This window comes from Bradyrhizobium oligotrophicum (assembly GCF_051168495.1).
In the GTDB taxonomy this organism is placed as follows: Bacteria; Pseudomonadota; Alphaproteobacteria; order Rhizobiales; family Xanthobacteraceae; genus Bradyrhizobium; species Bradyrhizobium oligotrophicum_A.
In genome coordinates this window covers 1-25,597 of record NZ_JBNPVB010000033.1, presented here as the reverse complement: position 1 = coordinate 25,597, position 25,597 = coordinate 1, and the positions used below count along the sequence as shown (strand labels likewise).

General features: G+C 66.8%; 21 protein-coding genes and 1 other RNA gene. 4 read left to right on the top strand and 18 right to left on the bottom strand.

The features are described 5' to 3' along the window. Position 1 precedes the first annotated feature (1 nt). Positions 2-1,405 (bottom strand): UDP-N-acetylmuramate--L-alanine ligase, encoded by a 1,404-nt coding sequence (gene murC / locus ACQR1B_RS34680; RefSeq protein WP_434837394.1) that lies wholly within the window; start codon positions 1,403-1,405, stop codon positions 2-4. Positions 1,406-1,773: 368 nt separating this feature from the next. On the opposite strand from murC, the gene ACQR1B_RS34675 reads away from it, so the two are divergent. Then, the gene (locus ACQR1B_RS34675) at positions 1,774-2,511 is read left to right on the top strand and encodes a carbonic anhydrase (protein WP_434837393.1); all 738 of its coding nucleotides are present in this window, start codon (positions 1,774-1,776) and stop codon (positions 2,509-2,511) included. Here the strand turns inward: ACQR1B_RS34675 and ACQR1B_RS34670 are convergent. The 12 genes from ACQR1B_RS34670 to rsmH form a co-directional block, all read right to left on the bottom strand. Further along, positions 2,475-3,377, bottom strand: coding sequence for a helix-turn-helix domain-containing protein (locus tag ACQR1B_RS34670; protein WP_434837392.1), 903 nt, complete (start codon positions 3,375-3,377; stop codon positions 2,475-2,477). The genes ACQR1B_RS34675 and ACQR1B_RS34670 overlap by 37 nt on opposite strands. Before the next feature lie 26 nt (positions 3,378-3,403). Then, entirely contained in the window at positions 3,404-4,507 is a 1,104-nt protein-coding gene (gene murG, locus ACQR1B_RS34665) for an undecaprenyldiphospho-muramoylpentapeptide beta-N-acetylglucosaminyltransferase (RefSeq protein ID WP_434837391.1), read from the bottom strand. Positions 4,508-4,573: 66 nt separating this feature from the next. Then, on the bottom strand, positions 4,574-5,725 hold the full coding sequence (gene ftsW, locus ACQR1B_RS34660; RefSeq protein WP_434837390.1) for a putative lipid II flippase FtsW: 1,152 nt from the start codon (positions 5,723-5,725) through the stop codon (positions 4,574-4,576). Positions 5,726-5,832: 107 nt separating this feature from the next. Continuing rightward, on the bottom strand, positions 5,833-6,504 hold the full coding sequence (locus ACQR1B_RS34655) for a nucleotidyl transferase AbiEii/AbiGii toxin family protein (protein ID WP_434837389.1): 672 nt from the start codon (positions 6,502-6,504) through the stop codon (positions 5,833-5,835). Continuing rightward, on the bottom strand, positions 6,497-6,814 hold the full coding sequence (locus ACQR1B_RS34650) for a hypothetical protein (protein WP_434837388.1): 318 nt from the start codon (positions 6,812-6,814) through the stop codon (positions 6,497-6,499). The genes ACQR1B_RS34655 and ACQR1B_RS34650 overlap by 8 nt, the downstream gene beginning before the upstream one ends. 49 nt (positions 6,815-6,863) lie before the next feature. After that, positions 6,864-8,264: a UDP-N-acetylmuramoyl-L-alanine--D-glutamate ligase gene (murD, locus tag ACQR1B_RS34645; protein WP_434837387.1), complete on the bottom strand. Its 1,401-nt coding sequence runs from the start codon at positions 8,262-8,264 to the stop codon at positions 6,864-6,866. A 1-nt stretch (position 8,265) separates the two neighbouring features. Continuing rightward, positions 8,266-9,372 carry a phospho-N-acetylmuramoyl-pentapeptide-transferase gene (gene mraY / locus ACQR1B_RS34640; protein ID WP_434837386.1) on the bottom strand — a complete coding sequence of 369 codons (1,107 nt, stop codon included), beginning with the start codon at positions 9,370-9,372 and terminating at the stop codon, positions 8,266-8,268. 194 nt (positions 9,373-9,566) lie between these two features. Then, positions 9,567-10,943 carry a UDP-N-acetylmuramoyl-tripeptide--D-alanyl-D-alanine ligase gene (locus ACQR1B_RS34635; RefSeq protein ID WP_434837385.1) on the bottom strand — a complete coding sequence of 459 codons (1,377 nt, stop codon included), beginning with the start codon at positions 10,941-10,943 and terminating at the stop codon, positions 9,567-9,569. Then, entirely contained in the window at positions 10,940-12,400 is a 1,461-nt protein-coding gene (locus ACQR1B_RS34630; protein ID WP_434837384.1) for a UDP-N-acetylmuramoyl-L-alanyl-D-glutamate--2,6-diaminopimelate ligase, read from the bottom strand. Before ACQR1B_RS34630 ends, ACQR1B_RS34635 begins: the two co-directional genes overlap by 4 nt. A gap of 71 nt (positions 12,401-12,471) precedes the next feature. Continuing rightward, positions 12,472-14,220 (bottom strand): peptidoglycan D,D-transpeptidase FtsI family protein, encoded by a 1,749-nt coding sequence (locus ACQR1B_RS34625; RefSeq protein WP_434837383.1) that lies wholly within the window; start codon positions 14,218-14,220, stop codon positions 12,472-12,474. Further along, a complete protein-coding gene (ftsL, locus tag ACQR1B_RS34620; RefSeq protein ID WP_434837382.1) occupies positions 14,217-14,609 on the bottom strand; it encodes a cell division protein FtsL in 393 nt (130 codons plus the stop codon). The genes ACQR1B_RS34625 and ftsL overlap by 4 nt, the downstream gene beginning before the upstream one ends. A gap of 3 nt (positions 14,610-14,612) precedes the next feature. Then, positions 14,613-15,608 carry a 16S rRNA (cytosine(1402)-N(4))-methyltransferase RsmH gene (gene rsmH, locus ACQR1B_RS34615; protein ID WP_434837381.1) on the bottom strand — a complete coding sequence of 332 codons (996 nt, stop codon included), beginning with the start codon at positions 15,606-15,608 and terminating at the stop codon, positions 14,613-14,615. Between the two features lie 560 nt (positions 15,609-16,168). Between rsmH and ACQR1B_RS34610 the strand changes: the two genes are divergently transcribed. Continuing rightward, a complete protein-coding gene (locus ACQR1B_RS34610; RefSeq protein ID WP_434837380.1) occupies positions 16,169-17,020 on the top strand; it encodes a peptidoglycan recognition protein family protein in 852 nt (283 codons plus the stop codon). 4 nt (positions 17,021-17,024) lie between these two features. Here the strand turns inward: ACQR1B_RS34610 and ACQR1B_RS34605 are convergent, their stop codons facing one another. After that, positions 17,025-18,269 (bottom strand): RNA polymerase sigma factor, encoded by a 1,245-nt coding sequence (locus tag ACQR1B_RS34605; RefSeq protein ID WP_434837379.1) that lies wholly within the window; start codon positions 18,267-18,269, stop codon positions 17,025-17,027. A gap of 28 nt (positions 18,270-18,297) precedes the next feature. After that, positions 18,298-18,657, bottom strand: a complete 360-nt coding sequence (locus ACQR1B_RS34600; RefSeq protein ID WP_434837378.1) for a YciI family protein — start codon at positions 18,655-18,657, stop codon at positions 18,298-18,300. Between the two features lie 140 nt (positions 18,658-18,797). Here ACQR1B_RS34600 and rnpB point away from each other — a divergent pair. After that, an RNA gene (rnpB, locus tag ACQR1B_RS34595) (RNase P RNA component class A) lies at positions 18,798-19,223 on the top strand. A gap of 47 nt (positions 19,224-19,270) precedes the next feature. On the opposite strand, the gene ACQR1B_RS34590 is transcribed toward rnpB, so the two are convergent. The 3 genes from ACQR1B_RS34590 to ACQR1B_RS34580 form a co-directional block, all read right to left on the bottom strand. Beyond that, complete coding sequence (locus tag ACQR1B_RS34590; protein ID WP_434837377.1) at positions 19,271-21,088, bottom strand: ABC transporter ATP-binding protein; 1,818 nt, start codon at positions 21,086-21,088, stop codon at positions 19,271-19,273. A 308-nt stretch (positions 21,089-21,396) separates the two neighbouring features. Beyond that, positions 21,397-22,986 (bottom strand): DHA2 family efflux MFS transporter permease subunit, encoded by a 1,590-nt coding sequence (locus ACQR1B_RS34585; protein WP_434837376.1) that lies wholly within the window; start codon positions 22,984-22,986, stop codon positions 21,397-21,399. Between the two features lie 211 nt (positions 22,987-23,197). After that, the gene (locus tag ACQR1B_RS34580) at positions 23,198-24,517 is read right to left on the bottom strand and encodes an HlyD family efflux transporter periplasmic adaptor subunit (protein WP_434837375.1); all 1,320 of its coding nucleotides are present in this window, start codon (positions 24,515-24,517) and stop codon (positions 23,198-23,200) included. A 189-nt stretch (positions 24,518-24,706) separates the two neighbouring features. On the opposite strand from ACQR1B_RS34580, the gene ACQR1B_RS34575 reads away from it, so the two are divergent. Continuing rightward, positions 24,707-25,339, top strand: a complete 633-nt coding sequence (locus ACQR1B_RS34575; protein ID WP_434837374.1) for a TetR/AcrR family transcriptional regulator — start codon at positions 24,707-24,709, stop codon at positions 25,337-25,339. Positions 25,340-25,597: the final 258 nt, after the last annotated feature.

Genomic DNA, 25,597 nt, shown 5'->3' with positions numbered 1-25,597 from the left:
CCTACCCCAACGCCTTGAGCTCGTTCGGCAGCGCGTAGGCCCATTGCGTGATGTTGCCGGCGCCGAGGCACACGACCAGGTCGCCCGGCTTGGCAAGATCCTTGACGAGGCCGGCGAGGTCGACGGCCTTCGGCAGCGGCACAACGTCGCGATGGCCGTGGGCGCGCAGGCCGAGCACGAAATGATCGCGGTCGATGCCCTCGATCGGCGCCTCGCCGGCCGGATAGACGTCGGCGACGATGACCGCGTCGGCATCGTTGAAGCAGGTGCAGAACTCCTCGAACAGCGACTGCAGCCGGGTGTAGCGATGCGGCTGCACCACGGCGACGACCTTGCCTTTGGTGGATTCGCGCGCCGCCTTCAGCACGGCCGCGATCTCCACGGGATGATGACCGTAATCGTCGATGACGGTCACGCCATTCCATTCGCCGGTGCGGGTGAAGCGGCGCTTGACGCCGCCGAAGCCTGCGATCGCCTTGCGGATCGCCTCGTCGGACAGGCCGAGCTCGCGGGCAACGGCAATGGCAGCCGTTGCATTCGAGGCATTGTGCCGGCCCGGCATCGGCAGCGCGATGTCGGCGATCTCATGCGTCGCGCCGCTCTTGCGGTCGCGGAACACGACCTTGAAGCTCGAGCCGCCGCCCATCGGGGTGAGGTCGACGAGACGCACGTCGGCCTGCGGGTTCACGCCATAAGTAATGATGCGGCGGTCCTCGATCTTGCCGACCAGCGCCTGCACCACCGGATGATCGATGCACATCACGGCGAAGCCATAGAAAGGCACGTTCTCGACGAAGGCGCGGAACGCCTCCTGCACGGCGTCGAAGGTCTTGAAATGATCGAGATGCTCGGGATCGACATTGGTGACGATCGCGACATCCGCAGGCAGTTTCAGGAAGGTGCCGTCGCTCTCGTCAGCCTCGACCACCATCCACTCGCCGGCGCCGAGCCGCGCATTGGTGCCATAGGCATTGATGATGCCGCCATTGATCACGGTCGGATCGAGCCCGCCGGCATCGAGCAGCGTCGCGACCATCGACGTCGTGGTCGTCTTGCCGTGGGTGCCGGCGATGGCGACGCAGCTCTTCAGCCGCATCAGCTCGGCCAGCATCTCGGCGCGGCGCACCACGGGAATGCGCTGGGCGCGCGCCGCCATCAGCTCCGGATTGTCGCGCTTGATCGCGGTCGAGACCACCACGACATCGGCACCCGCGACATTCTCCGCCTTGTGGCCGACGCTGACGGTAATGCCCTTCTCGCGCAGGCGCGCAACGTTGGCGTTGTCGGACGCGTCCGACCCCTGCACCGTGTAGCCGAGATTGCACAGCACCTCGGCGATACCGCTCATGCCGATGCCGCCGATCCCGACGAAGTGGATGGGTCCAATTTCGCGCGGCAATCTCATGGGGGCGTCTCGTCTCAAGGGGTCCGGGCGCCCGTCAGGAGAGGGGCGCAGCCACGAATCATCAGCCCTTCTTGCAAGACATGACCGACCGGGACAAGTCCGCTCGGGCCGTAAACATTGCCAAATTCGCGGACGCGCGCCCGATTTATGGCCGATTTTGGCGGTTCGGCCGACCGGTGACGGGCGCTGGCAGTTCCCTCCGGGCTGGCCCCCATTCAGGACTCGTTAAGCGCGATCGCACGGAACCCATCCCTAGCCCGATACCTGCAATTTTTGCGCGTTCACTGCGTCAATTCGCGTGGCATGGCTCATACTGCGGCCGGCGTGCCGGGCGCGCACCTTTCAATCCTGGATGGAGACCCCCGCCGATGTGCTCGCTGTGTGAAACGCAATCCCCCGTATTATCCCGCCGCAGGCTGCTCGGCGGCGGCGCCGTGCTGGCTGCCGCGGCGGTCGGCGCACTCCCCGCCTTTGCGAAGGACGCCAAACCGACGAAAGACAGCGTGACAACTCCCAACGCGATCTCTCCGGACGACGCGATGAAGCGCATCGTCGACGGCAATGCGCGCTACGTCGCCGGCAATCTCGACAACAAGGATTTCTCCGCCGGCCGGGCGGCGCGCGCCGCGGCACAGTACCCGATCGCCGCGATCGTGAGCTGCGCGGATTCCAGGGTGGCGCCGGAGCTGGTGTTCGATCAGGCGCCCGGTGAGCTGTTCGTGGTCCGGGTCGCTGGCAATTTCGTCAACGACGACGGCCTCGCCAGCCTCGAATATGGTGTCAAGTTCCTGGGCACGCCGCTGGTGCTCGTGCTCGGCCATAGCGGCTGCGGCGCGATCGATGCCACGATCAAGGTGTTGAAGGACGGCACCAAGCTGCCAGGCCACCTCCCCGCACTGATCAATGCGCTCAAACCCGGCGTCGAGGCGGCGATCGCGAAGAAGCCGCAGGATCTGCCGGCCGAGGCCACCGCGGAGAACGTGCGCAGCAATGTCCGTCGCCTGTCGACCGCCAAGCCGATCGTCAGCCGCATGGTCGCCGACGGCAAGGTGAAGATCGTCGGCGGCATCTATGACATCGGCTCCGGTCGGGTCACGATGATCTGACGCAATTCAAGCGGCCGACGCAGCGCGCGATCCGCGCGTGCGGCCGCCGCGGCGAGCCAGCACACCTGGTGACAGAACCAGGCCTCGACAGAAGCCACAAAACCCGGCGCCAGCGACAGGCGCCGGCGTCCGTCGTCAAAGCGCACGAGACCACGCGCCTCCATCGCCGCCAGCAGATTGCGGATATGAGAGCGGGAGACACCGAGCGAGCTCGCGAGTTCGGCGGTCGACATCGCGATGGCCTCGCGCCCGCCGGCGGAACGGGCAACGAGCGTCAGCGCGAGATGGATGCCGCTGTCGTGCTCGTCGGTCCAGGCAAGGTCGGAGAATGCCGTCAGCGGCCGGTTCGCGCGATCGAGCCAGGTCGCACATTGCCGGATCGTCTCGGCGTAGAAGCCGGCATCGCTCTGCAGACGAGAACTCAATTCGTCGATCTGCGTCAGCCGGGCGTGACAATCCAGATGCACGGCAAGCCAGCCTCGCAGGCCGTCGAGGATGACCGGACCCGGCACCAGATAGCGGATCCTTGCATCTGCGGGATCGCGCTCCACGTTCACCAGCGACAGGCCGCGCAATACTGCGACGAATGCCGCCGTCTGCCGCGGACCTGGCAGCCGCGCCTGCAGCCGTGTCAGGGTCGGCCGCTCGACCGGCTTGCGCGCCGACAGGTGCATCATCACGATATGAGCGGCGATCTCCGTCGGAGCGCGCTGACCGAACAGCTTGATCATCAGGCGCTGGCCGCGCAGCGGCGCGATCAGCTGGTCGCAGAATCCGACGAACACCGGCACGAAGGAGGGATGGCGGCGCAGATGCATCGGATGATCGTCCGCCACGATGGCGCCGTCGTCCGCCCTCTGGTTCATGATCGCATCACCGCGCTCTCACTCGACTAGAGCGCCGCCGTCTCGATCACGAGATCGGCCAGGCGCTCCGCGGCATCGAGCCGCCCGGCGGCGCGCGCGGCCTGGGCCATGGCAGCCAGACGCGGCGGGTCGGCGGCGAGCGCCGAGATCTCCGAAGCGAGCCGGGCGGGCGTGAACTCGGACTGCACGATCCGGATCGCGGCGTTGGCCTCCGACAGCACGCCGGCATTGGCGAACTGGTCCTGGTCGATGGCGCCGGGCAGCGGCACCAGGATCGACGGCCGGCCGATCGCCGCGAGTTCGGCCACCGTGCCGGCGCCGGAGCGCGAGATCACGAGATGATTGGCCGCGAGCCGCGCCGGCAGGTCGGTGAAGAAGGGCGCGAGTTCGGCATTGATCTTGAGCCGGTCATAGACCGCGCGCACCCGCGCCATGTCCTCCTGACGGACCTGTTGGGTCAGCACCAGCCGGCTCCACAGCGCGGGCTCGAGCCGCTCGATCGCGCCGGGCACGATGTCGCTCATGACTCGCGCGCCCTGGCTGCCGCCGATCACGAGCAGCCGCAGCGGGCCCAAGGGGTCCGGCGCGACATAGGGCACGGCCGCTGCGTCCAGGATCGCAGGACGCATCGGCGTACCGACCGTCGTGGTCTTGGCCGCCAGCGCCGGATCGCGGTCGAGCACGCCCGGCAGCGAGGTCGCGATCGCCTTCACATGCGCGGACAGGAAGCGGTTGGCGCGGCCGAGCACGGCATTGGCGTCGTGGATCAGGCTGGGCACGCCGGCAAGCCGCGCGGCCAGCAGCGGCGGCACCGTCGGATAGCCGCCGAAACCGATCACCGCCGAAGGCTTCAGCCGCCGCATCAGATTGAAAGCGGCCACGGTGCCGGTGCCGAGCAGCAGCGCGGTGCGGGCGAGCGCCACCGGCGAACGGCTGCGCACCGTCTCGCTCGGCACCACGTCGATCATGTCCTTGGTGAACAGGCCGCTGTAGCGCAGCGCGCGGGCATCGGTGACGAGACGGACGCGATAGCCCCGCTTGATCAGCTCGACGCCGAGCGCTTCGGCCGGAAACAGATGGCCGCCGGTACCGCCGGCGGCCAGGAGGATGAGGGGCGCAGGAGAGGTCATGCGGGCTTGTTTACAGGCAATGTGTCGTCATTGCGAGCGGCCGGCCGGCTCGAAACCCATGCAGCCTCACGCGTAGTTGCGCATCGCGCCGGCCGCATCCGTCGCCTCGACCTCCATGCGCGGCCGCTGCCGGGTCAACGCCAGCATCATGCCGACGCCATAGGCGAGCGAGATGATCGAGGAGCCGCCATAGGAGATGAAGGGCAAGGTCATTCCCTTGGCCGGGATCAGCTGCAAATTGACCGAGATGTTGATCGCTGCCTGGATGCCGAACAGGATCGCGAGGCCCGAGGCCGCGAAACGCGCGAAGCCGTCCTCGGTGGCATAGGCGCGCGACAGCGTGCGGATCACGATGAAGCCGAACAGCGCGACCAGCGCCAGGCAGAGGATGATGCCGAACTCCTCGGCGGCCACCGCGAACACGAAGTCGGTGTGGCTGTCCGGCAGGCTGCGCTTGGCGATGCCCTCGCCCGGTCCCAGTCCGAACCAGCCGCCATTGGAGAACGCCTCCATCGCGGTGTCGACCTGGAAGGTGTCGCCCGAGGCCGGATTCATGAAGCGCTTGATGCGGCCGGCGACGTGCGGAACCAGCAGATAGGCGCCGAACAGTCCGGCACCGGCAGCGCCGGCGAGGCCTGCAACCCAGATCATGCGCATACCGGCGATGAAGAACAGCGAGCCCCAGACCATCAGGATCAGCATGGTCTGGCCGAAATCCGGCTCCATGACCAGCAGCGACACCAGCATCAGCAGCAGCACCAGCGCCATCGTCGTCGCCGGCATGTCGGGTCGCCGCGCGGATTCCGAGAACAGCCAGGCGGAAACGACGACGAAGGCCGGCTTGGCCGCCTCGGAGGCCTGGATGTTGACGCCGACCAGCGTGATCCAGCGCCGCGAGCCCTTCACCTCGGGACCGATGGCGAGCGTCAGCACGATCAGCACGATGGCGATCGCGAACACCACCAGCGCGCTGCGCCGGATCTGCCGCGGCGACAGGAACGAGACGCCGATCAGCACGACGAAGGACGGCAGCAGGAACAGGACGTGACGGTTGAAGAAATGGAAGGCATCGAGCCCGATCCGGGTCGCCACGGGCGGGCTCGCCGCCAGCGACAGGATCACCCCGCACAGCATCAGCGCAAGGATGGAGCCCAGCAGCGGCTTGTCGACCGTCCACCACCAGTCGGACAGCGGATTGCGTTCTTCACGGGAGAGCATCGGGCGTCCACCTGAGGCCTTGAAGGAATCAGCCCATTGGCGCCCATGATGGTTATCGAAGGGTTAATGGAATCGCTGGCCTTGAAGCATCGACCGTCCGAGCGCGCTCAAGCATCTGACTTCGGCAACAAGCCTGCCTGCAAATTGATCCGCCCGATCTCACACAGTCCGTCCCTGGCCCGGCACAAAACGTCGCGATCATCCTGGGAGAGTGACGGCAAGTCACCATCCTTGAAAAAGCCGAGGGCCTTCAATGGCAGAGCTGCGTCGCTCCTGAACATTGCTGCAAATCCGCCGAGCGCTCGCTCCAAGGATACTCCCGCAAGCAACATCGCAGCAATGTCACGATAGTCTTTTGCCTCGGCGCGATCGAGGATAGCCTCGAGCTTCGTTGCAAGGAGATCCTCGAGAGACGCCACCAGCAGGACCCGATCACGGGTCTGCAATGGGTCGTTGATCCGTCCCAAGGCAAGGCCACCGAAGAACGAGACTTTCACGCGACCCGCTGGCGCGACCGCATCCACGATGAGAGAATTGACGTCCTCCTGAAGAGGTTGCGCGTCCCGCATGAACCGAAGGGCCGACGAGATTTTCGCCTTGTCGAGCGGCTCAGCTTTGAAGAAGTCAAAATCGACTGACGTTCGGTGGCCCAGATGGAGTGCGACGGCCGTTCCCCCATAGAGCACGAAGCCCAAATCCGGGGCCGGCGCCAGCTCCGGCCAAACCTGCTGCTGGGCCAGAGGCAGGATGTCGAGGTGCGTATCAAACTGGTCACGCATCGAACGATCTCGTCGGCGCCTCCAGAGGGACCACGCGCCCGGTCGCGCGCATCAGGCGGCCGCGCCAAAACTCCCACGAACGGGCATCGATCCAACCCGGCTGTGCGCTCAGCATCACGTCGACGAGCAGGTCGGGACCCAGCTCCCGTTCAAATCTGAGGATCTCGTCGAAGCCGGCAAAGCTCATCGCTTGCGCGAGGATTCGCGCCGGCGAACGAGGCTCCGATCCCACCGGCTCCCACCAAAAGAAACGCCGTTCGAGATCGGAGAGCAGGTCTTTGGAAACGAGCAATTCCGCCTGACTTTCCATGCCGCAATCATAGCATGATCACGGATCTCGAGCCAGCAACGTCCGTTCGCTACACCACCGGCTCCACCCCCGGCAGCGCCTGCACCAGTTCGCGAAAGCGGGTGCCGCGGATTTCGAAATTGCGGAACTGGTCGAACGAGGCGCAGGCCGGCGACAGCAGGACGACGGCCTCCTTCAGCCCTGAGGCCTCAGCGTCGGCGGCGGCCCGGGCCACCGCGACCTCGAGCGTGCCGGACATGTCGTGCGGCACCTGGTCGCCGAGCGTGCCGGCGAACTCGGCGGCCGCCTCGCCGATCAGATACGCTTTTCGGATGCGCGGGAAGAAGCCTGCGAGGCTGGTGATGCCGCCGGCCTTGGGCTTGCCGCCGACGACCCAGAAGATGTCGGCGAACGACGACAGCGCATGCGCGGTCGCATCCGCGTTGGTGCCCTTGGAATCGTTGACGAACAGCACGTTGGCGCGGCGGCCGACCTGCTCCATCCGGTGCGCCAGACCCGGGAAGCTGCGCAGCCCCTGCTGCAGCACGTCCAGACCGACACCGAGCGCGAGCGCGGTGGCCGCGGCGCAGGCCGCGTTCTGCGCATTGTGCTGGCCGCGCAGCGAGCCGATGCCGCCGAGCCGGGCGATCTCGCTGCGTGCCCCACCGGCGCTGCGCATGACCGTCTCGTGCTCGACATACATTCCGTCGGCCAGCGGATTCTTCACCGAGATGCGCACGACGCGCTTGCCGGCCTGGTCCAGCCGATCGGCAACCGCACGCGAAAACCCGTCGTCGACGCCGACGATCGCGGTGCCCGCAGGCTGGACGCCGGCCACCAGCCGCTCCTTCACGGCCGCGTAGTTCGCGATCGTGCCGTGGCGATCGATGTGGTCCTCGCTGACATTGATCAGGATGCCGACCGTCGGATCGAGCGACGGCGTCAGGTCGATCTGATAGGACGACATCTCGATGACATGGACCCGGCCCATGCGCGCGGGCTCCAGCGACAGGATCGCGGTGCCGATATTGCCCCCCATCTGGGTGTCGTAGCCGGCCACGCGCATCAGATGCGCGATCAGCGCCGTCGTCGTCGACTTGCCATTGGTGCCGGTGATGGCGACGAACGGCGCATCCGGCGCGTGGCGCCTGCGCTCGCGGCAGAACAACTCGATGTCGCCGATCACCTCGACGCCGGCCTCGCGCGCCTTCAATACGGTCCAATGCGGGACGGGATGCGTCAGCGGCACGCCCGGCGCCAGCACCAGCGCGGCGAAGTTCGCCCAGGAGACGGTGCGCAGATCGGCGGTGATGAAACCCGCCTGCGCCGCTTCCGTCATCCGATCAGCGCCGTCGTCGGCCGCGATCACTTCGGCGCCGCCGGCACGCAACGCGTGACACGACGCCAGACCCGAACCGCCGAGCCCGAACACGGCAACCGTCTTGCCGGCGAATGAGGTGACGGGGATCATGTCAGCGCAGCTTCAGGGTCGACAGGCCGACCAGCGCCAGCATCACCGAGATGATCCAGAACCGGATCACGATCTGCGGCTCGGTCCAGCCGAGCTGCTCGAAATGATGATGGATCGGCGCCATCCTGAAGATGCGCTTGCCGGTCAGCTTGAACGAGGCGACCTGCACGATCACCGACACCGCTTCGAGCACGAACAGGCCGCCGATGACGGCCAGCACGATCTCGTGCTTCACCGCGACCGCGATCGAACCGAGCATGCCGCCGAGCGCAAGCGAGCCGGTGTCGCCCATGAAGATCGACGCCGGCGGCGCATTGAACCAGAGGAAGCCGAGTCCGGCGCCGAGCACCGCGCCACAGAGCACCGCGAGCTCGCCGGTGCCCGCCACGTAATGGATCTGCAGATAGTCGGAGAACACGGCGTTGCCGGCGAGATAGGCGATCAGGCCGAAGCTCGCCGAGGCAATCATGACGGGCACGATCGCGAGGCCGTCGAGCCCGTCGGTCAGGTTGACGGCGTTGCCGGCGCCGACGATGACGAAGGCGCCGAAGATCACGTACATCCAGCCGAACTTGAACACGAGGTCCTTGAAGAAGGGGATCGCAAGGCCGGTCGACGACGGATCGCGACCGAGGCGAACCAGCGCGTAGCAGGCGACCAGCGCGATCGCGGCCTCGATCATCAAGCGGAGGCGGCCGGCAAAGCCCGAATGCGACTGCTTGGTGACCTTGAGATAGTCGTCGTAGAAGCCGACGAAGCCGAAGCCGAGCGTGACCGCGAGCACGATCCAGACATAGGGGTTGAGCGGATTGGCCCAGAGCACGGTCGAGACGACGAGGCCGGACAGGATCATCAGGCCGCCCATGGTCGGCGTGCCCTTCTTGCTGATGATGTGCGATTGCGGGCCATCGGTGCGGATCGGCTGTCCCTTGCCCTGGCGCAACCTCAGATGATCGATGATCCACGGGCCGAACAGGAACACGAACAGCGCGCCCGTGACGACGGCACCACCGGTCCGGAAGGTGATGTAACGAAACACGTTGAGCAGCCCGCGAAACATCGCAAGGCTCGGAAACGTATTCGTCAGCTCGATCAACCAGTAGAACATCCAACCCGCCTATGCCGCCTCACCGAGACCGAGCCACGCGAACGGATCCGCGAATGCGAATCCGGACCAGCCTCTTTTAACCATGATCGGGGCCGGGTGCGAATCGTCGCCCGACGGGAATGATCCGTCCAGCATCGCCGCCCCGACCACCAGTGGAAAAACATCCTTCTGCCGCGCCGCGATATCGCCTGATTTCAACGCAGCCCCTGCAGGGCGGCGGCGAGCTTCGACACGAACTTGTTGACCCAGAAGATCTTCTTGCTGCCCTTGATGACGACGACGTCTCCCGGTGCGAGCAGCGCCGCAACCCGTCCGGGATCCAGCGTGACCGGATCCTCGTGCCAGCCGAGCCGCTTCTGCTGCGGCAGATTGTCGAACAGGTGACGCATCAGTGGACCGACGCAATAGACGCCGTCGATTCCAGCGAGATGACCGACCATCCCGGCATGATAGGCCGGCGCTTCGTCGCCGAGCTCCAGCATGTCGCCGATGATTGCGATCCGCCGTCCCTGCACCGGGCGCGCCTGCAGGCTGTCGAGTGCCGCGGCCATGCTGGCCGGATTGGCGTTGAAGCTGTCGTCGATCAGAACGATGGTGCCGATGGTCTGCTCGACGCCGCGCCCTGTCATAATGCCGACCTGCCCCAGCTCCTGCGCCAGCAGCGCCGGATCGAGCCCCGCCGCGGTAACGGAGGCGAGTGCGGCGAGCGCATTGTGCAGACGATGCGGCGCACCAGGCGTCAGAGCGAATTCGATCCTGCGACCGCAGGCGGCGGCGGCCACGTCCCAACTCTCGCCATCCGGCGTATGCGAGAGCTCCCGCACCTCGGCGTCGTCCCCGAAGCGCATCACCTTGCCGCTCCACTCCGGCGCCGTGAGACCGGCGGGAAGCACGAGGATGCCATCGGCGGGCAGGCCGCGCGCGATCGAGACCTTCTCTTTCCGGATCGCCTCCAGGCTGCCGAGCTTCTCGAGGTGCACCGGCTGCACGTTCACGACCAGCGCCACGGTCGGCTGCGACAGGTTCGTCAGCCGCGCGATTTCGCCCGTCTGGTTCATGCCCATCTCGACCACCCAGACCGAAGCGGAGGGATCGGCATTGCACAGCGTCAGCGGCACGCCCCAGAAATTGTTGAAGCTCGCCGGGCTGGCCGACGCGCCGGGATAGGCGGCGATGAACTCCTTGGTCGAGGTCTTGCCGGCGCTGCCGGTCAGTCCGATCACCGGACCATGGAAGCGCGCGCGCGCGGCGCGCGCCAGCGCCCACAATCCGTCGATCAGCGTATCCCGCACCACGAGCTGCGGAACAGAAATGCCGTCGATCCGGTGCGGCACGATCATCGCCACCGCGCCGGCCGTCTCGGCATTGGCCGCGAACTCCCAGCCGTCGCGGCTGGACGCAAAGCTCGACACGAAGCCGCCGCTGGGCGTGCCGCTCAGCGCGACGAACAGGCTGCCGGGCTTTACGGCACGGCTGTCCTGCGTCACGAAACCGATCGGTGTCTCCGGATAGTCGCCGCTGAGGCCGAGTGCGCGCGCCGCCTCGGCCACCGTCCACAGCGCCTGCGTCATGATGCCCTCGCTGCCAGTGCATCCGCGACCGCTTCATGATCGCTGAAATGCAGAACGTTGCCGCCGATGATCTGTCCGGTCTCGTGCCCCTTGCCGGCGATCACGAGCGCATCGCCGGGCTGCAGCTCGCTGATCGCGACCCGGATCGCCTCGGCGCGGTCGCCGATCTCGCGGGCGCCGGGTGCGGCGGCCAGGATCGCGGCGCGAATCGCAGCCGGATCTTCGCTTCGCGGATTGTCGTCGGTGACGATGACAGCGTCGGCTTCAGCGGCGGCGATCGCGCCCATCAGCGGCCGCTTGCCGGTGTCACGGTCGCCGCCGGCGCCGAACACCACCGACAGTCTTCGCGAGGCATAGGGCCGCACCGCCTGCAGCGCCTTGGCGAGCGCATCCGGCTTGTGCGCGTAATCGATGAAAACAGGCGCGCCATTGTGCTCGCCGACCAGTTCGAGCCGCCCCTTGGCGCCCTCGAGCTTTTCCAGCGCCTCGAACACGCCTTGCGGATCGCTGCCGGTGCCGATCGCAAGACCCGCAGCCACCAGGGCGTTCTCGATCTGAAACGCACCGACCAGCGGCAGGCGGATCGTGTACATGCGGCCGCAATGCTGGATCTGGAGCTGCTGCGCGAATCCATCGATCGCCGCGGCGACCAGCCGGATGCCGTCCCCCGCGCCGTCGCCGCTCGCTCCTACCGTCATTAGACGAAGACCACGCGCTTCCGCAGCGGCCACGACCTCGGGCGAGCACTCGTGATCGGCCGAGATCACCGCAGGCCCGCCCGGCGGTACGAGATCGCGAAACAGCCGGAGCTTGGCGTCGAGATAGTGTGCGATGTCGGGATGGTAATCCATGTGATCGCGCGACAGGTTCGTGAACCCGCCGGCCGAGACCCTGACGCCATCCAGCCTGAACTGATCGAGCCCATGCGACGAGGCCTCGAACGCCAGATGCGTGACGCCATCCTGCGTGATCTCGTCGATCTGCCGGTGCAGCGCGATCGGATCGGGCGTCGTCAGCGAGCCGTAGACCGTGCGCTTGTCCGACACCAGCCCGACGGTGCCGATGCTGGCCGAACTGTGGCCGAGAGCTTGCCAGATCTGCCGCGTGAAGGCCGCGACCGAGGTCTTGCCACTGGTGCCGGTCACGGCGGCGATCGTCGCCGGCTGCCGCGGGAAGAAGCGCGACGCGGCGAGCGCCAGCGCCCGCCGCGGGTTCGCCAATGCGATGAAGGGAACGGAGAGGTTCTGCCCGGGAACCGCAGCACCGGCCACGGCGACCGCGCCGGCCGCGACGGCGGCTGCCACGAAGCGGGCGCCGTCGGTCTTGGTTCCTGCCAGCGCGAAGAACAGGTCACCCGGCCGGACCGCACGGCTGTCGACGGCAAGGCCGGAGACTTCGACGGCGGCGACGGCCGGGTCGAGCCCCGCCTGATCGCCGAGGAGGTCGTGAAGTTTCATCCTGGTCCGTACCGGTCCTGGCTCCGCCCGGGCGGCGGCAGCTTCCCAAAGCCCTGCGATTCGTCGACGGCTTACTGCGTCAGCCGCGATGCCGCAAGAATTTGGCGGTCGGACGGCGGCAGGTCGAAACGGGGCTCGATCCCCAGCAGCGGCCCGATCCGGGAGATCACGTTGCCGGCGGTCGGCACCGCGTTCCAACCGGAGGTGATGAAGCCGTAGGTTTCCTTCAGCGGCTGCGGCTCGTCCAGCATGATCAGAACCTGATATTTCGGCTTGTCCGCCGGGATCACGGCGGTGAACAGGGTCAACACCTTCTTCTTGGCATAGCGGCCGTTGATCACCTTCTCGGCGGTGCCGGTCTTGCCGCCGATGTAATAGCCCTTGACGTCGGCCTTGCGCGCGGTGCCGACCTCGGCGTTGAGGCGCATCAGATAGCGCATCTTCTCGGAGGTCTCCGGCTTGATGACGCGCTTGGCGACCGCCATCGCCTCCGCCTCGGTGCGCTTCATGAAGGTCGGCGGAATCAGCAGGCCGCCATTGACCAGTGCGCTGACGCCCATCACGCCCTGCAACGGCGCCACCGCCATGCCGTGACCGAATGCGATCGTGACCGTGTTCAACTCGGCCCAGCGCTTGGGCAGGATCGGCGAGGCGCTCTCCGGCAGTTCGGTGCGCAAGCGGTCGAACTGGCCCATTTTGCGCAGGAAGGCCTTGTGCGCTTCCACGCCCTGCGACAACGCGATCCTGGCGGCGCCGACGTTGGACGAGAAATAGAACACTTCCTTCATGTTGAGGAAGCGGCCCTTTGGTTCGTCGTCGTGAATCGCGAACTTGCCGTAATGCAGCGGCCCGCGGGCATCCCAGAGCGAGTTGAGATCATATTTGCCGGTGTCGAGCGCCATCGCCAGCGTGAACGCCTTGAAGGTCGAGCCCATCTCGTACACGCCTGTCGTCAGGCGGTTGATCCGGTCCGGATCATGCGCTTCCTTCGGGTTGTTCGGATCGAAGTCCGGCAGCGACACCATCGCGATGATCTCGCCGGTCCGGACGTTGACGACGAGACCGGAGGCGGCCTTGGTCTTGAACTTGTCCTTGGCCTTGAGCAGTTCGTCGCGCAGCGCATGCTCGACGCGCAGATCGACCGAGAGTTCGACCGGGCGCTGCAGACGATCCGTGGCGAAGCCGGCGCGGTGCAGGTCGGCGAGGCCCTGATTATCGAGCCACTTCTCCATGCCGGCGATGCCCTGGTTGTCGACGTTCACCAGGCCGATCAGATGCGCCACCTCGTTGCCGGTCGGATAGACGCGCTTGTTCTCGCGCAGGAAGCCGATGCCCGGAAGACCGAGCCGATGGATGTCCTGCTGCTGCTTCGGCGTCATCTCGCGCTTGAGCCAGACGAACCCCTTGCGCGACAGCAGCCGGTCGCGGACCTCGCCCGTATCGAGATCCGGCAAGGTCGCGGTCAGCAGCTCGATCGCCTCGTCCTTGTCGATGAGGCGGCGCGGCTCGGCGAACAGGCTCGGCGTCTTGATGTCGGTGGCAAGAACGGCGCCGTTGCGATCGACGATGTCGGGCCGTGCGGTCGCGATCGCGTCCTGCTGGGCGGCGCGGCGCGCGCTCGGACCGTCGGACCCAACTGCGAACATCACGAGGCGGCCGCCGATGACGGCGTAGACGGCGGCGAAGGCGATGATCGCCAGGCCGACGCGCGCCCGCGCCTTGGCGGTGCGATCAACCCCGCGCCCGTACAGCAGCGTACGCACCAGCCGTTGCCGCCACGGTTCCTGCGGCTTGACGTGAGGCCAAAGCTGATCGGTCATTGTTGGTCCTCCGGGCGAGGCACCGATCCGGTCACGGGCGGCTCTTCGTTGATCGCGTCGATCGCATCGATCATCGATCCGATCGGATCCGGATTGTCCGGCCGCGCAAATCGCGGCGGCCGTTCCGGCAGGTTCTTGAGGCCGTCATACTGCGTGGCGTTGAGCGGTTTCAGCGGCAGATGCCGCTCGACCAGCCCCTGCAGCCGCAGCGGCGCATCGAGCTTGGCCCATTCCGAGCGGAGAATCGCGATGGCTTCGCGCTGCTCGCGGATCTCGGCGCGCAACTGCAGCACGCGCTCGACGCGCGCGGTCGATTCCATCTTGATGCGATAGACATAGGCAGCCGCGAAGATCAGCGAGCAGATCACGACGAGGTGCAGGAGGCGCATCGGTCACCCTCCTCGCAGGACATCGGCCAAGCGCGGCCAGGGAGATGACGAGGACGGGAGATGGATCGGCGCCGCCGTTCGCTCGGCACCGCGAAGCTTGGCGGACCGCGCCCGGGGATTGGCTTCGATCTCATTCTCCGCGGCCACGACGGGCTTGCGGTTGTGCAGCTGGAAGCTCGGTGTCTCCTGCGCGATCTCCGGCAGATGGCGCGAGCCGCCACCGGTCTTGCTGCGGTCACTGAGAAACGTCTTGACGATCCGGTCCTCGAGCGAATGGAACGAGACGACGGCCAGCCGGCCGCCGGGCGCCAGGATGCGCTCCGCTGCGGATAACGCCCGTTCGAGCTCGTCGAGTTCCTCGTTGACGAGAATGCGCAGCGCCTGGAACGTCCGCGTCGCCGGATGGATGTCACCCGGCTTGGATCTCACGACGCGCGCGACGATGCCCGCAAGCTGCTGCGTGGTCGTGATCGGCTGCTCCTTCCGCGCAGCAACGATTGCGCGCGCGACGCCCCGCGAATGTCGCTCCTCGCCGAAGATGTAGATGACGTCGGCTAGATCGCGCTCGGAGGCCTGCGCGACGATGTCGGCTGCGGTCGGTCCCTCGCCACCCATGCGCATGTCGAGCGGACCGTCGAACCGGAACGAAAAGCCGCGTGCGGCCGAATCGAGCTGCATCGACGACACGCCGACGTCCATCACGACGCCGTCGACATGGCCGAGGCCCTGCGCGGCGCAGATATCGGCCAGCGCCGAAAATCGGCTCTCGACCAGCGTGAGGCGGCCGGCCGCCTCGCTGACCAGGCCGGCGCCGCCGGCGATCGCGGTGCTGTCGCGGTCGATGCCGATCACCCGCGTTCCCGGCGTTGCCAGGATCAGGCGCGTGTAGCCGCCTGCGCCGAAGGTCGCATCGACATAGGTTCCGCCGTCGCGCGGCACCAGCATCTCGACCGCTTCGGGGCCGAGCACCGGAATGTGGCGCTGGTCAGCCGTGCTCACGCGGCCGCTCCACAAGGATGCCACTGCTCCGGACTGATTTTGCTCGGCTGCGAGCCCATCGCGCCTTCGATCCTCGCACCCCGTCAACTCGCCAAGCCATCCCCCGGGAGGGGCGACGACCTGCCCCGCCCATGCGTGAGCCCCGGCACGTGGTGATCGTGCCGGGGCGATCCCCGATCCGTCATCGATCGCGCGCCGCCGGAGGTTCCCGGCACCGTTCAAGACCGTGATCTCCCGCGGATGACCTTGCATGTGGCAGCTGCCGTCCCGAAAGCCGGCTTGGCTCTTCACCACTTAGTAACGGCGTTTAGCGTTAACAAACCGTTGACGGTCTGTGGCGGATGTTGGGCACGTGTCTGGAACGGGAGAGTCGACGAAACTTCGATCTGCTTGCTCTGGCCGCAGGTGCCGGCAACGAACCGCCGCGTTTGCGCAACGGTCTGATCAATCCGAGTGGCCAGCATGCGATTTCGATTGCAGCCAGCGGATGTAAAAGCGTAGTGCCTGCCCATATTCGATTTGAGCCCTTGCCCGTCGCCGCCCTCCGCTTCGAGTGCTTCATGCCGAATTCAACAGACAAGCCCGAATCGAAGCGGCTACGTGCGCTGCCGATTCCAAAGGGCATCTCAGACCTGCCTGTCTTCACGCCGGATTCGTCGATCGCGTCCGACGTGATCCCGTCGGCGAATTTCGGTGAGCGCAAGGGCGGCCGCCAGCCGGACATGATCGTCCTCCACTACACCGGTATGCCGGACATGGAGGGCGCGATCACCAAGCTGTGCACGGCAGGGACCGAGGTGTCGGCCCATTACGTCGTGCTCGAGGACGGCCGCATCGTGCAGTGCGTGCCGGAGGCGCTGCGCGCATGGCATGCGGGTCTCTCCTCCTGGGGCGGCGACGAGGACATCAACTCCTGCTCGATCGGCGTCGAGATCGTCAACCGCGGCCATGACTGGGGCTATCCGGATTTCCCCCCACGGCAGATCGCGGCCGTGATCGCGCTGTGCCGCGGCATCATGCTCCGCCGCAACGTCCCGGCGCATCGCGTGCTCGGTCACTCCGACGTCGCGCCCTCGCGCAAGAAGGATCCGGGCGAGAAATTTCCCTGGCATTCGCTGGCGAATTCGGGCGTCGGCCACTGGGTGCAGCCGGCGACGATCACCAAGGGCGAGACCTTGAAGCTCGGCAGCATCGGCGACGATGTCAAAGGCCTGCAGAAGGCGCTCGCCAAATACGGCTATGGCGTCCCGATCACCGGCAAGTTCGACGGCATCACCATGGAGGTCGTCACCGCGTTCCAGCGGCATTTCCGCCCCGAAAAGATCGACGGCATCGCCGACCGCTCCACCTTGTGGACCTTGCATGCCCTGCTGACGAGCCTGCCCGCCGAGGACCCGGCACCGCGGGTGTGACACCTCAGGACGCAGCATCGAGTTCGGCAAGCCTGCGGGCATAGAGCCGCTGCAGCGGCGCGAGCTGCGTCGCTTCGCTCGCCATGCGATAGGCCGCCCGCGCTTCCTCGCGCCGGTCGAGCCGCCGCAGCAGATCCGCACGCACCGCCGGCAGCAGGTCGTACTGCTTCAGGCCGCCGCGCGCGGCGAGCGAATCGACCAGTGCGAGCGCCCGCGCCGGGCCGTCGACCATCGAGACGGCGGCGGCATGATTGAGCTCGATGACGGGCGATGGCGCGATCCGCAGCAGCACCTCGTAGAGACCGACGATCTGGCGCCAGTCGGTGTCGCGGTGGCTCGGCGCCTGGGCATGGAGTGCGGCGATGGCGGCCTGGACCGTGTAGGGCTGCGGCCGCCCTTTCATGCGGAGCGCCCGTTCCACCAGCGCGAGTCCCTCGGCAATCTGCCCGCGATGCCACAGCGAGCGGTCCTGCTCTTCCAGCAGCACGATGTCGCCCGACGCTGTGGTGCGCCCGGGCCGGCGCGCATCGTGCAGCAGCATCAAGGCGAGCAGTCCCATGACATCGCGTTCCTGCGGCATCAGGTCGAGGAGCAACCGGCCGAGCCGGATCGCCTCGCGGGCGAGATCGTGGCGGATCAGTTCAGGGCCGGAGGTCGCGAGATAGCCTTCGGTGAACACCAGATAGATCACGGTCAGGACACCGCGCAGCCGTTCATCGCGAGCGTCGGGTCCGGGCACCTCATAGGGAATGCCGGCGAGGCGGATCTTCTGCTTGGCGCGCAAGAGGCGCTGCGCCATCGCCTCCTCGCTGGCGAGGAAGGCGCGGGCCACTTCGGCCGTCGTCAGCCCGCAGACCGTGCGCAGCGTCAACGCCACCTGCACCTCCGGCGCGAACGCCGGATGGCAGCAGGTGAAGATCAGCCGCAACATGTCGTCGTCGAGATCGGCCGGGACTGCGGCCTCGTCGGCGGCCGCATCGCGCTCGATGGCATGGACGATCTCTCGTTCCTTGTCGCGAAAGTTGCTCTGCCGCCGGATTCGATCGATCGCCTTGTTGCGGGCGACATTGACCAGCCAGGCCCGCGGATTGGCGGGGGCCTCGGACCCCCGCCACTTGAGCAGCGCCGCAGCGAACGCATCCTGCAGCACGTCCTCGGCCAGATCGAAGTCACCGACGAGCCGGATCAAGGTCGCGAGCGCGCGGCCGGCCTCGTCGCGGAACACCTTCTCGATCGAATCAGGCGTCATCGATGACATCGTTGTCGCCGCGCTGGCCTCAGTGATCGTACTGCCAGATCGGCCGGACCTCGATCGAACCGAACCGGGCGCCCGGAATGCGCGCGGCAATGCCGACGGCCTCGTCGAGATTGCCGGCCTCGATCATGTAGTAGCCGCCGAGCTGCTCGCGGGTTTCGGCGAACGGTCCGTCGGTGGTGAGGACCTTGCCGTCACGCACCCGCACCGTCGTCGACGTCGTCGTCGGCTGCAGCCGGTCGCCGCCCTTGAAATTGCCGCTCGCGACGATGGACTGGGTGAAGGTCTGGTACTCGCCCATCATCTTCTGCCGCTGTTCGGCATTGGCTTCGAACGCGGCGTATTCGGCCTCGTTCTGGTAGATCATCAGCAGATATTGCATCGAACTGCTCCCTTGGTTTCGGCTGCTTCGCCGACATCCAGTCGAACGGCGCGGACGCGGAACGACACCCGCAGGATAATATTTTTGGCCGGCGCGGCGATGGCTTGACGCGCCGGTCGATAAGCCCCATTCAGGCCGCATCAGTCGGCCGGACGGCCGCTCCGGCAGGTGCCGAAAGGCCGCCGGGGAGGAAAGTCCGGGCTCCATCGACATGCGGTGCCGGATAACGTCCGGCGGGGGCGACCCCAGGGACAGTGCCACAGAGAACGAACCGCTTCCTCCCGCGAGGGAGGCAGTAAGGGTGAAAAGGTGCGGTAAGAGCGCACCGCGGGGCCGGCAACGGAACCGGCATGGTAAACCCCACCGGGAGCAAAACCGAATAGGGACGGCTACGCGGAAACAATCGCATTTGCGATGACGTCCGCGGGAGCGATGTCAGGCTCGCCGTCCGGGTAGGTTGCCCGAGGTCTCGCGCAAGCGCGATCCCAGAGGAATGGCCGTCGCGTATCGTCATGCGCAAGCATGGCGGTGCCCTACAGAACCCGGCTTACAGGCCGGCTGATATGTTCATGAGGGGCTCGACGCTCAAGCGTCGGGCCCCTCACCATTTTCACTAGCCCGCAGCCGAGAGCTGGCCGAACTCGGTGGCCTGGCGCTCGAACAGGCTGCGATAGAGTCCGCCGGGTCGGCCGACGAGCGTGGCGTGACTGCCCTGCTCGACGATGCGGCCGCGGTCGAACACGAGAATGCGGTCGAGGCTGCGCACCGTTGCCAGTCGATGCGCAATTACGATCGCCGTCCGGCCCTTCATCAGCCGCTCCATCGCCTCCTGGATCAGCGCCTCCGATTCCGAATCGAGGCTCGAGGTCGCCTCGTCCAGGATCAGCACGCGCGCATCCGCCAGGAACGCCCGCGCCAGCGCCACCCGCTGCCGCTCGCCGCCCGACAGCTTGACGCCGCGCTCGCCCACCAGCGTGCCGTAGCCCTTGGGCAGGCGCGTGATGAACTCGTGCGCGTTGGCGAGCCGCGCCGCCTGCTCGATCTCGGCCTGGCTGGCGCCGGGGCGGCCATAGGCGATGTTCTCGGCCAGCGAGCGGTGGAACAGGATCGGCTCCTGCTGCACGATCGCGATCTGGCTGCGCAGCGAATCCTGCTTCGCGTGGGCAATGTCCTGCCCGTCGATCAGGATCCGGCCGCCGCTGACGTCGTACAGCCGCTGCACCAGCTTGACGAAGGTCGTCTTGCCGGAGCCGGAGCGCCCGACGAGGCCAATGCGCTCGCCCGGCCGGATGTCCACCGACAGCCGGTCGTACAGCGGCGTGCGATGACCGCCATAGTGGAACGTCACCGCGTCGAACACGATGTGGCCGCCGGCCACCGTCATCGGCTTGGCATCGGCGGCATCGACGATGCCGATCGGCTCGCCATGGATCGCCACCAGCTCGTCCATGTCGTTGACCGCGCGCTGCAGATTGTTGATGTGCATGCCGACGTCACGCAGATAGGCGTGGATCACGTAGTAGCTCGTGAGCACATAGGTGACGTCGCCGGGCGAGGCCTTGCCGGCCATCCACAGCAGCACGGCGCCGCCGATCACCGACGAACGCAGGCACAGGAGGACGCCGAGCTGCACGGCCGCCGTCGTGTTGTAGCGCAGCCAGGTGCGGTTGACGCGCCGGCTCCAGCGGCTGATGACGCGCATCAGCCGGCCGTCCTCGCGCGCCTCCGCCCCGAACGACTTCACCACCGCGTTGCAGCCGAGCGCATCCGCCAAGGTGCCGCCGACCTTGGTGTCCCAGGCATTGGAGATGCGCGCGGCGGGGGCGATGTAGCGGGTCGAGAATACGACCGTCATCGCCACATACAGCACCGCACCGATGGCGATCACGCCGCCCAGCGCGCCCCAGTGCAGGCCGAGCAGCACCATCGAGCCCAGCAGCACCGACAGCGACGGCAGCAGCGCCAGCAGGATGGTGTCGTTGTAGAGGTCGAGCGCCCACATGCCCCTGGTGATCTTGCGCACCGTGGAGCCGGCGAAGCTGTTGGCGTGCCAGTCGGTCGAGAAGCGCTGCACGCGCACGAAGGCCTCGCGCGCGACGTCCGACATGATGCGCAAGGTGAACGGCACGATCAGTTGCAGTCCCGACAGCCGCAGCACGATCGAGGCGAAGCCGAGCGCAACGATGGCGCCGAACGCCACCAGCGCGGCGTGCCGTGCATCGGCATTGCCGGGGCCGAGGGTCAGGGCGTCGACCAGCCGGCCGGAGAACAGCGGCATGAACAGGTCGGCGGCGGTGGCGCCGAGCAAGGCCACGGCGACGCCGAGGGTCATGCGCGGCTGCTTCAGCCAGTGGCGGGTGACGAAGGGGATCACGACGCGGATGGCGGCGGGACGTTTGTCGGCCTTGAGGCCGGAGACTTCGATGGTCATGGCGTCATCCGGCCGCGCTCGCAGCGCCGGCCGGCTCCAAATGAAGCAGGCGCACGCGCGGCGTGCGGTCTGCGAATGAGGTATCAGGCGTTGGGAAGTAGAATGGTGGCGCTCAATGCGAGCGACGGAACACCAGGACCGGCATCGACCGCGCGGGTGCGGAGAGAACAGCGGTCGAGAGCACGAGCATCGACCGGGTGCACGCGATCTGCAGATGCGATGTGGTCATGCAAATCTCCCCGGTTCGAGCGACAATTTCCGTTCCATACCAGCAATGGTATGATTTGGCAACCCGCGCGCTTCCCCGCTCAATGCGCGTCGCCGCCGCCGGCCATCGGCGAACTCGGCTTTTTCAACAGCATCACCATGAAGCTGAGCGCGATGTAGAAGCAGGTCAGCATGAAGAACGCGTCGCCATAGCCCATCACCACGGCCTGGCGATGCACGATCTGCGACAGCTGCTTCATCGCCATCAAGGCGGAATCGCCCATGCCCTGCAGCTTCTGCTGCAGCATGTTCAGCGTCTCGACAGCGGTCGCGTTGCCCCAGTTCACGCGCTCGTGCAGGCGCGAGATGTGCAGGTCGGTACGGTCGTTCAACACCTGGTTGATCACGGCAAGGCCGACGGCGCCGCCGAGATTGCGCATCAGGTTGAACAGGCCGGAGGCGTTCTTGACGCGGTCGGGCGCGAGCGTGCCGAGCGCGATGTTGTTGGTCGGCACCATCGCGCACATCATGCCGACGCCGCGCAGCACCTGCGGCACGAACAGCTCCCAGAAGTCGTAGTCGCGGGTGATCCCCGTCATCTCATAGGAACCGATCGCGAAGATGACGAGGCCGAACGCGATGATCAGGCGCATGTCGACCTTCACCATCAGGCGGCCGACCACCGGCGCCATCAGGAACATGGTGATGCCGGACACGAACATGGTCTCGCCGATCATCAGCGCGCTGTAGCCGCGGACCTCGGCGAGATAGCGCGGATAGATGTAAGTCAGGCCGTACAGGCCGATGCCGATGCAGAACTGCAGCAGGCAGCCGACCGCGAAATTGCGGTCGCCGAACGCGAACAGGTCGACGATCGGCTCGTCGGCCGTCAGCACGCGCCAGAAGAAGCAGACCGCCGACACCGCACAGACCGCGGCGCAGATCGCGACCGAATTGTCCTGCAGCCACTCATATTGCGGCCCCTCCTCCAGAACGTATTCGAGCGAGCCGAGGAAGCCGGCCATGAACAAGAGGCCCCACCAGTCGAAGCGGTCGAGCAGCTCGAAATGCGGCTCGTCGAAATCGACCAGCGCCAGCACGCCGGCCGTGATGATGACGCCCGGCACGATGTTGACGAAGAACAGCCAGTGCCACGACATCACGTCGGTGATGTAGCCGCCGACCGTCGGCCCCACCGTCGGCGCCAGCGTCGCGACGAGGCCGATGATCGGACCGACGATGTGGAATTTGGAGCGCGGGAACACCGTGTAGGCCGAGGCGAACACGGTCGGGATCATGCCGGCGCCGAGAAACCCCTGCAGCGCGCGCCACACGATCATCTGCTCGATCGAGGAGGCGAAGCCGCACAGGAAGCTCGAGATCGTGAAGCCGGCCGCCGAGATCGCGAACAACAGCCGCGTGCCGAGCGCGCGCGACAGGAAGCCGGACAGGGGAATCGCGATCACTTCGGCGATCAGATAGGCGGTCTGCACCCAGGACACTTCGCTGGAGCTCGCCGACAGGCCGGCCTGGATCTCGCTGAGCGAGGCCGAGACGATCTGGATGTCCAGGATCGCCATGAACATCCCGAACACCATGATCAGGAACGCCACCAGCCGCCGCGGCGCGATGCGGTCGGACGGCGCCGCCGGCGCGCCCATGCTGGGATTGGCTGTCGTTGCGGTGGCCATGGTGATTCGAGGTCCAGCTCAGCAGACGGTGCGCTCCCTCGCCCCGCTTGCGGGGAGAGGGTTGGGGTGAGGGGGACTCTCCACAGATCGAGCTCGTGGAGAGTCCCCCTCACCCGGATGGCATCTTGCGATGCCATCCGGCCTCTCCCCGCAAGCGGGGAGAGGCGAATAGCGAAATCGGGGCGAGAGCACGGCCCCCGCCGCTCAGTTCCTACTTCCCCTGCACCGTCGCCGGTGCGTCGAGGTCGGCCTCGTTGTCGGCATCCTTGGCGCCGTCGGTGGTGTCGACGGTGACGTAGACCGACATGCCGGCGCGCAGCAGGTTCTGCCGTGCGACGTCCTTCGGCACGCGGATGCGGACCGGCAGGCGCTGCACGATCTTGGTGAAGTTGCCGGTCGCGTTGTCCGGCGGCAGCAGGGTGAACACCGAGCCCGCGGCCGGCGAGATGCTGTCGACCACGCCCTTGAAGCCGCGCGCGCCATAGGCGTCGACCTTGATCGTGACCGGCTGCCCCGGACGGATGCGCTTGAGCTGGGTTTCCTTGAAATTCGCGTCGATGAAGACGTCGTCGAGCGGCACGACGTTGCCGAGCCGCTGGCCGACCGCGACGAAATCGCCGGTGTTGACGAGGCGGTTGGAGAAGGTGCCGTCGACCGGCGCGCGCACCGTGGCGAAATCGAGATCGCGCTCGGCCTTGGCGAGCGTCGTCTTCAGCTCCGCAAGCTGCGCCTGCGCCTCGGCCTGCTGCGCCTTCGTCACTTCGACGTTGTCACGCGCGGCGTCGAACGCCGCGCGTCCCGCGCGGACCGCCGCCATGCCCTGGTCGCGCGCGGCTTCCGACTGCTCGAAGGTCGCGTGCGAGGCGAAGCCCTTGGTGCTCAGCGCCTGCTGACGCTCATAGTCCAGTCCGGCCCGCTTCATCGACGCCTCGGCCGAGGCGAGGTTCGCCTCCGCCTGCTCGACCGCGCTCTGCTGCGCGGCGACCTGGCGGCCGATGCGCGCGATCGTCGCCTCCTGGGTGGCGATCCTGGTGCGCGCGGCATCGACCGCGATCTTGTAGTCGCCGTCGTCGATGCGGAAGATCGGGTCGCCCTTGCGCACCACCGCATTGTCGCGCGGCACGATCTCCTGGATATGGCCGGAGACGCGCGCGCCGAGCACGGTGTTGTTGGCGCGGACATAGGAGTCGTCGGTCGAGACCATGAAGCGGCCGACCAGAAAATAGTGGGTGGCGTAGCCGGCGGCGGCGAGCGCCAGCAGCAGGCCGATGCCGGCCAGCACGCGCTTGCGCTTGCCGGATTTCGGCGCCACGGCCGGTGCGGTCGGCGGCGCCTTGCCGGCGGGCGGCGCCGATTCCAGCGGCGCTTCGGTGGTGACGTCCGCCGTCACATCGGCCGGCTTCGCATCGGACGCCTTGCGCTGCCCGGCATCGTTCGCCTGAAGACGGGCCGCGTCGCGGCTGACCTGTCCCGGCGCGTCCTCAGCGTCCGGACGGCGTGCCCGTACAGCCTGGTCTCTCGCAGCGGCCATTGCAGACTCCCACCCCATGAAAAGCGGGGCCATCCCGGCCCCGTAATTCCGACCGAACCGTTCGGTCAATCCACATCTATCATTGACCGAACCGTTCGGTCAATTTATATCTTCGCCAGCGCAACATATCCGTGCCTTTGCTGTCGTGACGTTGGCGCTGGCCAAAATCTTCGGGAACAGTCTAAACCAATGATTGATATGGCCAGAAACACACCCCAGGTGACGCAGGACGAGGATTCCTCGAAGCGGCGGCAGATCCTGGACGGCGCCCGCAAGGTCTTCATGGACCTGGGCTTTGACGGCGCCAGCATGGGCGAGATCGCGCGGGCGGCCGGCGTCTCGAAGGGCACGCTCTACGTCTATTTCAGTGACAAGATCGGCCTGTTCGAAGCGATCGTCGAAGAGGAAACCCGCACCGCGCTGCTGTTCAGGTTCGACGCCACCCGCGACATCGCGACCAATCTCATGGGGTTCGGTGAGGCCTATATCGCCCTGGTGTGCCGTCCGGGCGGCGGCTCGGCGATCCGCACGGTGATGGCGATTGCCGAGCGCATGCCCGATGTCGGCCGCCGCTACTACGACCGTGTGCTGGAAGGCACGATCGGCTGCCTCACGACCTATCTGCGCGGCCGCGTCGCGGCGAAGCAATTGGCGATCGAGGATTGCCAGCTCGCAGCCTCGCAGTTTCATCTGATGTGCCAGGCCACGCTGTTCCTGCCCTTCATCTTCCAGGCCGAGCCGGCGCCCTCGCCCGACCGCATTCGCAAGGTGGTGGGCAGCGCGGTGCGGATGTTTCTCGCCAATTACGGCGTGAAGGATTGATACCGCCGGGCTTGCGCGTCCGTCCGGCGCGCTGACGCCGGCAAGTCGAGACATGCGGGCAACCCGCGACATGCTGACAAGTCGAGACATGCTAGCAAGTCGAGACATGCGCTCTCCTTCTCGCGGCGGCTTGCGCCCGAGCTTTGCGATCGGATCACCCTCGACCTGATCGAGGGTGCAGGGAAGGCCGGGCGCTGGCCGCGCCCGTGGCCCGCCTGCTCAAAAAAATGCAGGCGGCAGGTACCACAGGTCTGGCCG